At 65.1% G+C, this 14,111-nt stretch carries 14 protein-coding genes and 2 pseudogenes; 12 read left to right on the forward strand and 4 right to left on the reverse strand.

The features are described 5' to 3' along the window. Positions 1–126 precede the first annotated feature (126 nt). The 6 genes from ABZ016_RS04255 to ABZ016_RS04280 all read left to right on the forward strand — a co-directional run bounded on the left by ABZ016_RS04255 (position 127) and on the right by ABZ016_RS04280 (position 7,549). On the forward strand, positions 127–1,146 hold the full coding sequence (locus ABZ016_RS04255) for an SEC-C metal-binding domain-containing protein (protein WP_356914987.1): 1,020 nt from the start codon (positions 127–129) through the stop codon (positions 1,144–1,146). 60 nt (positions 1,147–1,206) lie between these two features. Next, positions 1,207–1,407 carry a DUF5988 family protein gene (locus tag ABZ016_RS04260; RefSeq protein WP_356914988.1) on the forward strand — a complete coding sequence of 67 codons (201 nt, stop codon included), beginning with the start codon at positions 1,207–1,209 and terminating at the stop codon, positions 1,405–1,407. Between the two features lie 351 nt (positions 1,408–1,758). Further along, positions 1,759–1,923, forward strand: a complete 165-nt coding sequence (locus tag ABZ016_RS04265) for a hypothetical protein (protein WP_356914989.1) — start codon at positions 1,759–1,761, stop codon at positions 1,921–1,923. A 431-nt stretch (positions 1,924–2,354) separates the two neighbouring features. Continuing rightward, on the forward strand, positions 2,355–5,507 hold the full coding sequence (locus ABZ016_RS04270) for a DUF3427 domain-containing protein (RefSeq protein WP_356914990.1): 3,153 nt from the start codon (positions 2,355–2,357) through the stop codon (positions 5,505–5,507). Positions 5,508–5,549: 42 nt separating this feature from the next. Further along, on the forward strand, positions 5,550–6,548 hold the full coding sequence (locus tag ABZ016_RS04275; protein WP_356914991.1) for a hypothetical protein: 999 nt from the start codon (positions 5,550–5,552) through the stop codon (positions 6,546–6,548). A gap of 26 nt (positions 6,549–6,574) precedes the next feature. Continuing rightward, positions 6,575–7,549, forward strand: a complete 975-nt coding sequence (locus ABZ016_RS04280; protein WP_356914992.1) for a hypothetical protein — start codon at positions 6,575–6,577, stop codon at positions 7,547–7,549. On the opposite strand, the gene ABZ016_RS04285 is transcribed toward ABZ016_RS04280, so the two are convergent. Beyond that, a complete protein-coding gene (locus ABZ016_RS04285; RefSeq protein ID WP_356914993.1) occupies positions 7,504–8,166 on the reverse strand; it encodes an ATP-binding protein in 663 nt (220 codons plus the stop codon). The two genes, ABZ016_RS04280 and ABZ016_RS04285, sit on opposite strands and share 46 nt — an antisense overlap. 212 nt (positions 8,167–8,378) lie before the next feature. Between ABZ016_RS04285 and ABZ016_RS04290 the strand changes: the two genes are divergently transcribed. From ABZ016_RS04290 to ABZ016_RS04300, 3 genes are read left to right on the forward strand one after another with little or no spacing between them, the layout of a single operon-like run. Further along, a complete protein-coding gene (locus ABZ016_RS04290; RefSeq protein WP_356914994.1) occupies positions 8,379–9,224 on the forward strand; it encodes a helix-turn-helix transcriptional regulator in 846 nt (281 codons plus the stop codon). 14 nt (positions 9,225–9,238) lie between these two features. Continuing rightward, on the forward strand, positions 9,239–9,442 hold the full coding sequence (locus ABZ016_RS04295; protein WP_356915054.1) for a DUF397 domain-containing protein: 204 nt from the start codon (positions 9,239–9,241) through the stop codon (positions 9,440–9,442). A gap of 39 nt (positions 9,443–9,481) precedes the next feature. Continuing rightward, complete coding sequence (locus ABZ016_RS04300) at positions 9,482–10,654, forward strand: serine hydrolase domain-containing protein (protein WP_356914995.1); 1,173 nt, start codon at positions 9,482–9,484, stop codon at positions 10,652–10,654. 286 nt (positions 10,655–10,940) lie between these two features. On the opposite strand, the gene ABZ016_RS04305 is transcribed toward ABZ016_RS04300, so the two are convergent. Next, a complete protein-coding gene (locus tag ABZ016_RS04305; protein WP_356914996.1) occupies positions 10,941–11,336 on the reverse strand; it encodes a hypothetical protein in 396 nt (131 codons plus the stop codon). Next, positions 11,333–11,653 (reverse strand): annotated as a pseudogene (locus ABZ016_RS04310) (oxidoreductase); the annotation flags it as partial. The gene ABZ016_RS04305 and the pseudogene ABZ016_RS04310, both read right to left, overlap by 4 nt. Between ABZ016_RS04310 and ABZ016_RS04315 the strand changes: the two are divergent. Beyond that, positions 11,654–11,833: pseudogene (locus ABZ016_RS04315) on the forward strand (transposase); the annotation flags it as partial. It lies immediately after the preceding pseudogene. Positions 11,834–11,922: 89 nt separating this feature from the next. Further along, a complete protein-coding gene (locus ABZ016_RS04320; RefSeq protein WP_356914997.1) occupies positions 11,923–12,492 on the forward strand; it encodes a dihydrofolate reductase family protein in 570 nt (189 codons plus the stop codon). Between the two features lie 129 nt (positions 12,493–12,621). On the opposite strand, the gene ABZ016_RS04325 is transcribed toward ABZ016_RS04320, so the two are convergent. Further along, the gene (locus ABZ016_RS04325; RefSeq protein WP_356914998.1) at positions 12,622–13,020 is read right to left on the reverse strand and encodes a VOC family protein; all 399 of its coding nucleotides are present in this window, start codon (positions 13,018–13,020) and stop codon (positions 12,622–12,624) included. Positions 13,021–13,113: 93 nt separating this feature from the next. On the opposite strand from ABZ016_RS04325, the gene ABZ016_RS04330 reads away from it, so the two are divergent. Beyond that, entirely contained in the window at positions 13,114–14,103 is a 990-nt protein-coding gene (locus tag ABZ016_RS04330; RefSeq protein ID WP_356914999.1) for a YafY family protein, read from the forward strand. Positions 14,104–14,111 lie beyond the last annotated feature (8 nt).

The following is a 14,111-nucleotide window of genomic DNA, read 5'->3' on the forward strand; positions in this document are numbered from 1 at the left end:
TCGGCACGGCGGCGGTTCGGGGCGAACCGTGGAGCCGGGATGGCGAGCATGAGGAACTGGGGCAGGCCGGGGGTCCGGCCTGCGCATCTCTCACGCTCGTCACCTCCCGGCAGTACGGTGTCCCCCATGCGCCCCGACACGCCTGCCGAGAACGTCGACCACACCGCCGAGGCGGCACGCCTGGAGCGGACCGCCGGCCTTTACCCCGAGGACGCCGAGGCCCTGCTGCTGCGCGCCGCGGCCCACCTGGAACTCTCCGGCGACCGCCCCGAGGCCACGACTCTCTACGACCGACTGCTGTCCTCCACGGACGGCCTGGAGAACCCCCACCTGGTCCGCGCCCTGAAGGCCTCGAACCTCTGGGAGTACGGCCACGAGGCCGAGGCCAGAGCGATCATCGAGGGCGTCCGGGCGGCGTCCCCGAGAGACCCGGCCCCCTGGGTGATCGTCGCGGAGGCCCTCGAGAACCACGACGAGTTGGAAGCAGCGCACGACACGTTCACGGAGGCCGTCCGCCACCTCCTGACCGGCGTCCCGCAGCCCCCGCAGCCGGCCCACCCCCTCCTCTTCGGCCGCCACCGGGTCCGCCGCATGCTGGGCAAGGCCCACGACGAGTGGGACGCCCTGGCCGACTCGGTCCACTCCCTCCCCGTCTCCCTGGACGAGCTCCACGACCCCAAGCGCGTCTGGTCCCTGGGCTCGGAGAATCCGGCAGAGCTGGAAGCGGAGATCCACCGCCTCCGAGCGGAACTGGGTGCCTACCGCGAGGCCCTCTCCCGCCCCTTCCCGGTGGCGATCCTCCACTGGCCGGCCACGGAGCTCACGGAGCTCCTGGAGGCGTACCCGGCCCTGGAGACGGAGTACCCGTCCCACGAGGCCCACCTCGCGACCATAGAGTCCGCCCTCCGGGAACTGGCGTCCTCCGGCACCCCGAATCTGGGCATCGTCACCGGCACGGTCCCCTCCTACGAGGCCTTCGCCGCCTCGGAACTCTCGTCCCCGTCCGACCCCACCCTGCTCCCCCAGTACGCGACGACCCTGGCGGCCCGGGGCCGAGCGGTGGCCTGGCCCCCGCAGCAGGATTCGGCTTGCTGGTGCGGCTCGGACCGCCCCTACGGCCAGTGCCACGGCCCGGTCGCAGCCTGACGAGGACCGGCGGCCGCGGCCCCCAGCATGCGCCACCCCCTCGCGGGGCAAAATGGACGTATGACCACCAAAGCACTCCTGGACGGCGGACCGGACGACCTGGCAGGCAAGGTCGTCCCGGTCACCCCGCCCGGCCAAGAACTCAAGATCCCCCACATGGGCGGCTACGAGCACTACAAGGTCACCACCCGCCACGAGGAGACGGAGGAGGGCTCGGCGACGGTGTACCGCTGGTGGGAACGGACGGAGATCGCGGAGTAGCCCGGGCCGTACACCGACTGACCTGCTGCCCCTCGGACGCCGGCCGCTCACACCCTGCTCAGCGGCCAGATCCGGACCGGCGGGGACGCCCCGGTGCGGTTCTGAACATGGTGATCGACAGAGGCTTCCACGAGGTTCCCGGAGCGGACATTCCCGGGATCCTCGACGAGGCCTCCCGCCAGGGCATTCCCGTCTTCACGCTCTCCACCGCCGGGCGGACCGACAAGGAGGCGTTCTTCGCGGCCGTGCGGAACGCACTTCCCCTGGACCCGCCGCTCGGCACCTCCCGCACGCTGTGGGACGCCCTCTCGGATTCGGTCTGGGGCCAGCTCCACGCACTGCAATCCCCCCGTGGTCATCGTCTGGCCCGACGCCCGGCCCGTCGCGGGCGCGCAAGGCGATCTCTCCATCGCGCTGACCATCCTCCGCGACCTGGTCGCAACCCTCGCCGAAGCCCGATACACCGGCGGAAGTCCGACACAGCTCTCGATCTACGTCGCCCCGGCAGCGGGATGAGCGACCGCTTCACACTCCCTCTCCACTGCGACCAGCAGGAGCCGGCGGGGCAAAAACGACTGCACCGGCCACCTCCGCCTCAGGCCCGTCCGTCACCGTCAGCCGCCCCGACCGAGCCGTAAGCCGCCGAGCCGCCCCGGCGTGCGCCGCACCCCTGCCGCGTACACCCTCGCCCCGGGCTGGACAGCCACCAGTCCCGCCGCCCACCTCCAACCCCCGCTTCCCCGGGCCGCCCGCTCGCTTCTCACCCGTGCTGGAGCGCCCTTGAGGCGGGGCGTGGAGGCACGACACTGGCCAGGAGGCGGGCGGTCCAACAGCACCGTAGGTCACCTTTTGGTACAGCCCTCAAATGACAGTGATTGCTGTTAGAACTGATCTATGTCGTCACGAGTGATCGTGTACGAGAACCACGAGGGATCAGGGGAGCAGTCGTGGCCGAGCATGGGGGGCTGTCGAAGCCGATCGCAGGGCTCTACGAGAAACTGATCACCCACGGCTTGCACGACGAGCTCGAAGGTTTCAGTGCTGCGGGTTGGAAGGCAATCGAAGCTGAAGTCACGCCGGAGTCGTCGCCCCACGTGCTGGCTCGCTACATCGGTGAGGCAGTTAGTCAGCGACTAAGCGAGCTTCCGCCCGAGGAACGCGTGACGACCGCGAACCGCATCCTTGAGTCGTTGGCCAACGACGCGAACAACCCGACCGAAGCCCATGCCGAGGGTGCAAGCTCCATCGTTGAAGGCCCTCGCCAGCTGCTGGCACTGGCCAAACAGGAAGCTCCGGGCGTCTACGCTCTACGTCCTCTGACGCCCCTGTCTGAGACTTCGCTCATCACAAACTCTCCGGAAGACCTTAGTCTCGGCTCCGAGCTCAGGGCGGAACTCGCTACGGCAGACCGCATCGACCTGCTCTGTGCCTTCGTGAAGTGGTACGGCATTCGCGTCCTGGAGGACTCGTTGCGCGCCGCGAAGGAGCGGGGCGTACCAATCCGGGTCATCACGACCACTTACATCGGCGCCACCGACCGCCACGCACTCGACCGTCTGGTCCGCGACTTCGGCGCTACCGTCAAGGTCAACTATGAGATCCGGTCCACTCGACTGCACGCCAAGGCATGGCTCTTCCGACGGCACACAGGCTTTGACACCGCGTACGTCGGCAGCTCGAACCTGTCGAAGGCTGCGCTCCTAGATGGGCTGGAGTGGAACGTTCGTCTATCCTCCATCGCCACACCGGCTGTACTCAACAAATTCGAGGCGACCTTCGACGCGTACTGGAACGACTCCGCGTTCGAGACGTACGACCCCGATCACCACGCCGAGCGCATCGACCAAGCTCTAGCCCATGCAAGTGGCGCCACCTCCACCGCTGACTTGAAGATCAACCTGTCCGGGCTGGAGGTACGACCCTTCCCCTACCAGCAGGACATGCTGGAGCGGCTACGGGTGGAGCGCGAACTCCGAGGCATCAACCGCAACCTGCTGGTCGCAGCCACTGGTACTGGCAAGACGGTGATGGCAGCTCTGGACTACCGAAGCCTGGCTAAGGGCTTCAGCAACCGCAGGCCCCGACTGCTGTTCGTCGCCCACCGCAAGGAGATCCTCAAGCAATCTCTCCGTACCTACCGAGAGGTGCTGGACGACGCCTCATTCGGCGAGCTGCTCTACGGCGGTGAGGACCCGCACGCGTGGGACCACGTCTTTGCCAGCGTCCAGTCCCTAAACATCCAGCGACTTGAGGAGCTGGCTGCGGACCACTTCGACGTCATCGTCATCGACGAGTTCCATCACGCTACGGCCACCACCTATCGCCGCGTTATCAATCACTTCAAGCCCAAGGAACTGCTCGGCCTGACCGCGACCCCCGAGCGGATGGACGGGCTCAATGTGCAGGACGAGTTCTTCGACGGCCGCATCGCCGCCGAGATGCGACTCTGGGAGGCACTCGAAAACGACCTGCTGTGCCCCTTTCACTACTTCGGCATCCCTGATGGCACAGACCTGACGAGCCTCAGCTGGAAGCGGGGCACGTACACGGACGAGGAACTCGGCAACCTCTATACGGGCAACCAGGCGCGCGCACGCATCGTCGTCAAGCAGATCCGAGACAAGATCTCCCACCCCGGAGCGATGCGCGCACTGGGATTCTGTGTGGACAAGAAGCACGCCCGCTTCATGGCGGACTTCTTCCAAAGAGCCGGATTCCAAGCAGCCGCACTCACCAGCGACTCGCCTGCCGTCGTACGAGCTCAAGCACTCGCGGACCTACGCGAGGGGAAACTACAGGTCATCTTCTCCGTGGACCTGTTCAACGAAGGCCTCGACATCCCCGATGTCGACACTCTCCTCCTCTTGCGCCCCACCAACAGCGCCACGGTCTTCCTACAGCAGCTAGGCCGTGGGCTACGGCGCACTGAGATGAAGCCCGTGCTCACGGTCCTCGACTTCATCGGACAGCATCGGGCGGAGTTCCGCTTTGAAGAGCAGTTCCGGGCCTTGACGAACCTCTCCAGGAACCGGCTCGTCGACCACATCGAGCACGACTTTCCGCTTCTGCCGTCCGGATGCCAGATCATCTTGGAAGGCAAAGCCAAGGACCTGGTGCTTGGCAACATTCGCACCCAACTCAGCGCCACCGTCAAGACGTTGGTCAACGAAGTCAAGGCCTACGACACGCCTCAGCTGACGGACTACCTGCGAGAAAGCCGTAGGGAGATCAAGGAGCTGTACAAGAGCGACAACTCCTGGACGACCATCCTGCGGCGAGCCGGCCTGCTCGACACTTCTGCTCCTACCGGCGAATCGGCCCTTCTCAAACGCGTCCACGCCTTCCTGCACGTCGACGACCCTGAGCGAGCCAACGCGTACCTCCGGCTTCTCGCCGATGAAGTACCGGACTACGACGAGCTAGACCCCACGGACCAGGCCTACGCCCGGATGCTCTTCTTCAACTTGTGGGACAACGCAGGCGGTTTCACCAGCTTCCAACAAGGCCTCGACGCACTGCGCGACCAACCCGTCGTCCGCGACGAGCTTCGCCAGGTCCTGTCCTACGTCATAGAACAAGCGGATCACTTCCCCATCCCCCTGTCCGGCAGCCACAGCCAAGTCCCGCTCAAGGTCCACTGCGCTTATAACCGCTCCGAGGTCCTTGCGGCGCTCGGTGTAGCACGCTTTGGCGGCCAGATGCCTAGGTCGTTCGCGCAAGGCGTCCAGTGGGTCGAGGACCTCCAGACAGACGCCCTCCTGATCACGCTGGAGAAGAACGAGAAGGACTTCTCGCCCACTGTCCGATACAGGGACTACGCCCTCAGCCCGACACTCTTCCACTGGGAGTCTCAAAACTCGACGGCCGAGACCTCCCCCACGGGCCTGCGCTACCAGCGCCACGCCCAACGGGGCAGCCACGTCCTGCTCTTCATGCGCAGGTACAAGAACACCGACATCGGTAAGTCTCAGCCTTGGATGCTGCTCGGGCCAGCCGTCTACGAAGGCCATACGGGCAACAAGCCGATGGCGATCACATGGCGCCTGGAGCATGAACTGCCAGCCGACGTCTGGTCATACGCGGCCATCAACGCAAGCTAGTTGACCACGCTCGGTGTCAGAGTGATCGGCTAACGTCAGACCATGGACTTAGCTTCGATCAAGCCCGGGCTGATGACCACGCGCGCAGCGATGAAGAAGCTGTTTGGCGGTGGGACACAAGGAGGGATCATTCCCTCTGATTCCACCCCAAACATCCTCATCTACGTAGACCATGACAGCGGCAAGAAGTACGGCTACGAGGACGGCTGGCTAGAGGAAGAGGACGAGCGGGGGCCGATATTCGAGTACACCGGCCAGGGCACCCGCGGCGAGCAAACGTTTCTCGGCCTGAACGGCTCCCGCAACGCGGCTGTCCTGTACCACGCAGACACGGGGAGATCTCTCCGCGTCTTCATGGCATCGGGAAAGGTACCTGGCTCAAAGTCCGCCGCGAAGCGTCAGCGATATGTTGGCGACTTTGAACTGGACTCGCAGCAGCCGTATACCGTGCGCGAGGCATTGGACGAGGCGAAGGAGCGTCGCCGCATCATCGTCTTCCGTCTCCGTCCAAAAGGCGAGTTCGAACGCATCGCCAAGGACATCATCACGCGTGCCGACACAACAAACGCCGAGCGGGTGTCAGCGGCCGTAGCCACAAGTCGAATACTAGAGCCACGGATGGTCGAGCCCAAGAGAAGACGAGTCTCAGAGAGCCGGCGCGCCGCCCAGCCGAGCCTCATAGCCGATCTCAGGCAATCAGACCTGCGGGAACATTACCTCGATGTTCTGAAGAAGCAGCAGCATGAGGTCTACGCGTACCAAATCAAGATCGCGGGCACGACAACCATCCTCAAGACTGACCTCTATGACGCCACCGAGCACGAGCTTTACTCAGTTAGGGGCGACAGCAGTCGTGAGGAAGTTCGCACGGCAATCGGGCAACTCAAGGACTACGTGAGGCACATCGAGCGGCGCAACCCTCAACTGGTTGTACTGCTCCCCGAAAAGCCACAGGATGACTTGCTGAATCTTCTCCACACGGAGCGAATTGACGTCGTCTTCCCGAACGGCACGGGTTACACGAGGTTCGCAGCAAAGTAAGCTCCCCCACTGCCCCAGGAGACACCATGGCGACATCAAGGGAACACGATTTTCTGTCATCCGCCGCATTACGGATCATGGAAAGCGCATCTAAGTCAAGACTGTTCGGCTACACAGAAGGACAGCGAAAGCTCTTTGACTTCTCGTGCGACCTCAAGAGGGACTGGTCGAAGGTAGTTGCAGGTCAGACTCTGTGGCAGCACGGCGGGGACGGCATAGACAAGGACCTCAGAACGTTCCTCAATGAGGAGGACATTCACGCCGCCGTCTATATCGCACGTCACGAAAGTCGACACCGGGCCCGGTTCACCGAAGTAACACAGTCTTACCTAAGGGGCCCGTTACGGAATCGACTGTCACGTCTACGCGTCTTCTGGGTTCCGGCGGACTTCAACGCAGGTGACGATAAGTCTCGCGAGGCGATCTACGCCTCCCTGAGGGAGGAGATAACGAAGGATCTCCTCCTTCAGGTGGCCCTGGGAGGGCTCACCCCTCAGGACGTCACGCGCTTCGCTGCCTCAAAGCGCCCCGGCCTCCCCATTGCGATCTTGTCGTACGTCAAGAAGCAGGGCTACCGAAACCACAGAACTGCATCCAAGGACCTGAACGTCAGCCTAGACGCGCTGCGATACGAGGTCGAGAGGCTCTTCATCATCGGCTTCCTCGGTAGTGAGAGCCTACAAGGCGGCATTTACCACGTATCTGACAGCGGTAACGCCATGCTTGATATAACCTCGCGCCTCCACGACTATCTCGAGTCCAACCTGGGAGAAGGCAACAAAAACGACGAGTTCGAGCATATATGCGGACTGCTCGGCATCGACTATCCCTCGATCCCCATCACGACCCGCCTACTCGGCAAGGAGGCCGAGGTAGACATACAAGACCCCACAAGCCTCCTGTTGCAGCACGTCGCCCAAGCCCACGCAGACGGCTCCGTCAGTTGGCCCGAGCCCTACTTCGAATTGCCCTCGGCTTCCGAGATCTCCGCCTCGAAGTGAGTCTGCGCGCGGTCAAGTGCGGTGTCGGCATCGCGGCCATGGGCTCTGAGCCAATGAAGCAGATCTGCAATCAGGTCGACAGCTGCTTGCTCCGCTGCGACCAGACCTAGGACGCTGCCGCCCGCGGACTTCTGCAGCCGTGCACTACCCACCGGGTACTCGACTAGCAACGCTTCAACCCGATTGATCCGAGCCCCTCCACAATGCCCATACTCGGTTGACAAGCCGGTCGCCAACTCACACCAAGTCACCTTCTTACCTGGCGTGAGCTGGACACCCCATTGAGCAGCAAGGGCGTCGACGAGGGCCATGCCGCGGCCGGCCTCGGAGACGGCCTCCGCCGCAACCAGCGTGGGCAGTGCGCGGACGTCGGGGTCATGCACCTCGATCCTCAATCGGGTGCTGTTCATGGAGACGGCGAGCGCGGCCGGAGTGCCTGCGCCAACATGCGTGACGACGTTGGTCACGAGTTCACTCAGGCAGAGCTGAGCGTCATCGATGACCTCATGCAAGCCCCAAAGCCCGAGATGAAAACGCATGGCACGACGGAGCGCGGCCACCTCTTCAGGCTGTGCGACGAAGGGGAGGTGCCAAGGCTTCCTCATCACACCGGCCATACAACCCATCGTTCAACTCCTCCTCGGCGAAGCTCGGTTGCAGCACGCAACACCTGACATACAGAGAGTTGCATTGAAACTCTCAAAATGGAACTCTCATCAAGTACCTACGGGAGCGCTGGCCGACTGCACGCGCCCCCGGCGCACACCTTCTTGCCGTCCCACTCGGGTGGCTAGGACGATCAGAGGCATCTACACGGAGGGCCGATGTCATGGCAGTTGGACCGACCACTCGCAGGCGCCAGCTTGGCGCTGACCTCCGGCGTCTCCGGGAGCTGAAGCGCCTGACCCTCGAAGAGGCTGGCGCACGCGTCGGCATCTCCAAAGCAACGCTCAGCCGCTACGAGACCAAGGAAGGCACAGTCAAGTGGCCGGCCGTCGATGCACTTTGCCGTGAGTACGGCGCCTCGGATGAGGAACGCCAAGCCCTTGTTGAGCTCGCGAAGGGAGCGAAGATTCAGGGCTGGTGGCGTTCGCTGGCAGACCCGATCCCAGACTCCATGAACCTCATGCTCACGCTGGAGGACGAGGTCGTACGCGAGGACCACTACGCCTGCATGTACATCCCCGGGCTACTCCAGACGCGTGCTTATGCCGAGGCAGTGCATCGCGCCTCAGAGGTGCAGTGCCCGGAGAGGGAAGTTCAGCACATGGTCGACATCCGCATGAAGCGGCAAGAGTTGCTCGACCGCGAGGAGCCCCCGCACATCTGGTGCGTCGTGGACGAGGCCGCACTACGCCGCCGGGTAGGTGGCCACGAGGTCATGCGTGAGCAGCTCCAGCACCTGCTGGCAACCTCTGAACGCCCGCACGTCACTGTGCAGGTCCTGCCCTTCGCCAAGGGCGCACATGCAGCGGCCGTTGGCAGCTTCGCTGTCCTGCGAGGCCCCTCCCGAGAACTGGACGTCGTATACGTGGATCTACTCGGTGGTGGGCTCTTCATGGAGAAGCCGAAGGAACTTGATCGCTATAGGTTGGCGTTCGAATACCTCAGTGCACAGGCACTCGACCTTGAGTCCTCGGCGGAGACCATCCACCGCATAAGCAAGGAGTTCTGATGACGGCGCCCTCCATGCCCCAGTGGTTCAAGTCCTCCTACAGCGGCGGCAGCGGGACCGAGTGCGTGGAGTGCGCATTCGCTCCCAGCGGAGCGTTCATACGCGACTCGAAGCAGGTGAGTGGAGCCGTCATCCCAGCGGGGCTTGAGGCCTGGTGTCGTTTCCTTGACGCGGTCAGTACCGGGAGCCTGCCCTTGTCGAGTGCCAATCTCAGCTAGTCCTCCAAATCAGGGCAGCCAAGTGTCAGGATCGGTCGCATGACGACGATCCACGGTGAGGTTGCAGCTGGTTTTGAACCGGTGCGTGAGGCTTTCGCGGAGAACTTCGTCCGGCACGGGGACATCGGCGCAGCAGTATGCGTATATCGAGATGGTCAGCCCGTAGTGGACCTGTGGGGCGGGGTCGCCGACGCCGAAACTGGGCGTCCATGGATGCGGGACACTCTGCAACTCGTCTACTCGGCGACCAAAGGAGCGACCGCGACAGCAGTCCATCTGTTGGTCCAGCGCGGACTGCTGGACCTGGATGCCCCCGTGGCCCAGTACTGGCCAGAGTTCTCGGCGCACGGCAAAGCGAACATCCCTGTGCGCTGGCTGCTGTCTCACCAGGCCGGTCTGGTCGCTCTGGACCGTCCGGTGCCGCTGTCGGAGGCGTTGGCCTGGGAGCCGATGGTCGCCGCACTGGCCGCTCAGCGTCCGCTGTGGGATCCGGGCACCGCGCACGGATATCACGGCAGGACTTGGGGCTGGCTGGTCGGTGAGGTGATCCGTCGGGTATCCGGCCGCATGCCCGGCCGCTTCTTCGCCGACGAGATTGCGGCTCCGCTGGGGCTGGACTTCTTCATCGGGCTGCCCGCGAGTGAACGCGACCGGCTGAGCCGGATGGTGTACCAGCAACCGGCGGTCGACCTCACGACCGCTCCCCCGGAGTCGATCCCCGACGAGTTCCGGGCACTGGTCGCCGCCTGGCGCGATCCGAACTCTCTCAGCAACAGAGCCTTCGCCGTCACCGATCCCGCTGAGATCGACTTCAACTCTCCCGAGGTCCAGGCCGCCGAGCTCCCGGCTTCCAACGGCATCGGGACCGCGCGCGGACTGGCGCGGATGTACGCCGCACTGATCGGGGAGGTGGACGGGATGCGGCTGTTGTCTCCGGAGACCCTTGCGTTGGCGACGGCAGAGCAGGCCAGCGGGGTCGATGAGGTGATGGTGATGCCGAGCCGCTTCAGCTCGGGCTACATGTTGCCCACCGAGACGAACGCCATGGCCGGACCCCAGTCGTTCGGTCACGCCGGGCGAGGTGGCTCGCTCGGGTTCGCTGACCCTGAGCACGGTGTCGCCTTCGGCTACGTGATGAACCACATCATCGAAGGTTCTGATGATGTCCGGGCGGCCTCACTGGTCGAGGCGATACGGAAGTCGCTGGCGTAGGAGGCCAGGTCTCGGCCCGTCCTGTTGGCCAAGAGGTACTCACGGCCACCCGGTTCTCACGAGGTTGGCGGTTCCAGGGCGAGTGTCAAGGGCGCCCTCCGGGCGTCGGCTTCGCCGATTGCGCTTCGCTTCACCCTTGACACTCGCCCCTCCACCGCGGGGATTTGGCCGACCGGGCGGCCCAGAGGTGGGGCGGCGGGGACGGCGGTCCGAGGCGTGGGAGCGTCGCCGAGTGCGGGTGCTCAGTGGCGTCAGGGGTCAGAGTTGCACAGGCGGCCTTACCTGCTCAGTGATCGCCGGTGTGCGGGTTCACGGGGCGTGGGAGTGGCTGACGCCAGTCGCCCAGTGTCGTGAGGAGGAACCGGCGGGCGAGAAGACGTACTTCGTCCCACGCCGGGTCTGCGGCCAGAGCAGTGGCCCAGAGACCGGCGCGGCCGTCAGCATCGATCTCACCGAGTCGACGACCGATGGCCTGAAGACAGGGCACATCCTTGGATTCGAGGGCTCCGCGCTCCGTGAGCCCTTCGGAGAGACGGCAAAGGAGAGCCGCCTCTTCGATGACAGACTCCGTCTCCAGCTCCCGCTTGCCCAGCCAGGCAGCCTGATCCTGGGCGTCGGCTGCGAGTAGGGCCATGTATCGCAGCGTCCAGTTGCGCAGGTGCGCGTCGCCGAGCTGGTTCATACGGGCAGGATCGCATCTGGCCCCCTCCCCATCGCCGCGGCCGACAGCTCCCACAACCGTGCGGCCCCGTCGGGATCAATCGCGTACGCGCGGACACCTCCGTCGTCCATGGGCTCGCCTGGGGCCGACACGCGTGCGATGTCGCAGTCCTCAAGGTAGAGGCCGCCGTGGTCGTCCAGGAGTGTGGACGAGGCTGCCCGCAGGCCGGTGGCGGCGCCTTGGGACGGGGTCATGAAGTCGGTGCCGATCACCGTGCCGTGCTCGTCCGCCCAGCCGCGGGCGATCTGCTCCTGGAGGGTCATCTCGCGTTGCAGGCCCGCCGCGGCATGCGCGCCCCGGTGCTGGCCGTCGGCGACGGTGCACTCGGCTTCTGGAACGCTTTGAGCGAGGTCTTCCCCATGACCCGCCACCTGCGGTGTTGGGTTCACAAAACCGCCGACTGTCTGGACGCGCTACCGAAGTCCGCGCAGCCGGCGGCCAAGCGCGCGATCCAGGAACCCCCTGGGGCGCCGATGAGAAATGAGGCCGACAGTCGTCTGTATACGGTCCGGTGAACGCGGAGCGCGCATCAAGGGAGAGCAACGAGATGAGACCACTTCGATACTCGATCAATGTCACGCTCGACGGCTGCTGCCATCATGAGGCAGGGCTCCCCCCGGACGAGGAGTCGATGCGCTACTGGACCGCTGAGATGGAGCGAGCCGATGCCTTGCTCTTCGGCCGGGTGACCTACGAGATGATGGAGTCGGCGTGGCGGAAGCCGACCACGGGCCCGTGGCCTGACTGGATGGGTGAGTGGCAGATCCCGTTCGCCGAGACCATCGACCGGGCGAAGAAGTACGTCGTGTCGAGCACGCTGAGCGGGGTCGATTGGAATGCCGACCTGGTGCGAGGCGACTTGGGGCAAGCGGTTCAGCGGCTCAAGCAGGAGTCAGGCGAGGGCCTCTGGGTGGGTGGCGTGACGCTCCCCCTGGCGTTGGCAGATCTGGGACTGATCGACGAGTACGAGTTCCTTGTTCAGCCGGTACTTGCCGGACACGGGCCGACGTTGCTCGCCGGTCTGCGCGGGCGCATCCAGCTCAAGCTCGTGGACCGCCATGAGTTCCGGTCGGGGGCGGTAGCCCTGCGATACCGGCCCACGCGAGTTGCGGCTTGACGTGATTCCTTCGGCGGTCAGCGGTGCGTTGCGATGTGCCCTGCTGGTAGCGCTCCTGGACTGGGAGGGGCGGCGTTCATCGGGAGCCCTGGGTGCTCGGGGCTCCCGCGTGAGCGGCTGTGCGTGGCGTCAGCGTGCGAACTTTTCGATGGCCGCTGGGGTGACGGGCGTGAAGAAGTTGACGAGGTTGCCGTCGGGGTCGCGGAACAGCAGCGAACGGTTGCCCCAGGGCATCGTGGTGGGCTCGTTGACGAAGTCGGTGACGAAGCCAGTCAGGTTCTGGTGGACAGAGTCCACGTCCTCGACGAGGAACTCAATGATCACGCTGTGGTTGTCCGCCGGGCGGGCGGAGCCCGGGGCGAACAGCGGGACGGTGCGGGTGCCGGCGATCGCGAGGGTCGCGCCCGCCGTCCTGAGTTCGGCGAAGTCCTCGGTGGCCCGTATCGCCTGCATCCCTATGGCTCGCTCGTAGAAGTCGACGAGGCGTGCGACGTCGCTGGTGATGATACGGATCGAGACGAAGTCCATGGGATTCTCCTGAGCTGTGCTGGAGGCGTACACGTCGCAGGCTAGGAGAAATAGTGGACAGAATCGGTCCTGTATTCGCCTTAGGCTGCAGATATGCCACGACCCACCGGCCGCGTGCTGACACTCCTGGAACTGTTGCAGTCGGGCGGCACCCGGACGGTGGCCGAGCTCGCCGACCGTCTCGGCGTCCAAGGGCGCACTGTGCGGCGGTATGTGGACCAGCTGATCGACCTGGACGTGCCCGTGGAGTCGGTGCGCGGCCGCTACGGCGGGTACAGGCTGGCTCCTGGCTACCGCTTGCCTCCGCTCATGCTCAGCGATGACGAGGCGCTGGCCGTGCTGCTCGGCCTGGTCGCCGGCCGCCGGGCGGGGCTGACGACGACGGAGTCCACGGCGAGCGAGACGGCATCGGCGAAGATCCGGCGGGTGCTGCCCAAGCACGTCGCCCGCAGGCTCGACACCCTCCTGGAGGCTCTCGCCTTCACGGACCAGCCCGGCGAGTTGGATCGCCCGGACGCCGGGGTCCTGCTCACCATCGCCGATGCGGTGCGGCACCGTCGGCCGGTCTCGATTCGCTACACCGACCGCGACGGACAGCGCAGCGAACGCACACTGCACGCGTACGGGATCGTCGCCCATGCGGGCCGGTGGTACGTCACAGGGAAGGACGCCCAGGTCGGCGAGGACCGAACCTTCCGGCTCGATCGCATCGCAGACCCGAGGGCCCTGCCCGGCTCGTTCGAAGCGCCCGTGGGTCCCGATCCGGTGCAGCGCGTGTTGTCGGGATTCGCCACGGCCGAGTACCAGCATGAGGTGACCTTGCGGATCCACGGGACAGTTGAGCAGATCCGCGCGCACCTCCCCGCCGGCGTCGCGAGACTGGAGGAGCGCGAGCCCACGGCCGGCCAGGATCCGGCGGCAGAGCGCTGGCTGCGCGTCGAGCTGCGGGCGCAGCGGCTCGACTGGTTGCCTCGGACACTCGCCTCACTCGACCGGCCGTTTGTCATCGAGCGCCCCGCTGAACTGCGCGGCCTCGTCATTGCGCTCGCCGATCGCCTCACGTCCTACGCCCGCCAAGCCTGACCGTGAGG

The sequence above is a fragment of the Streptomyces sp. NPDC006372 genome, from assembly GCF_040612515.1.
Lineage (GTDB): Bacteria > Actinomycetota > Actinomycetes > Streptomycetales > Streptomycetaceae > Streptomyces.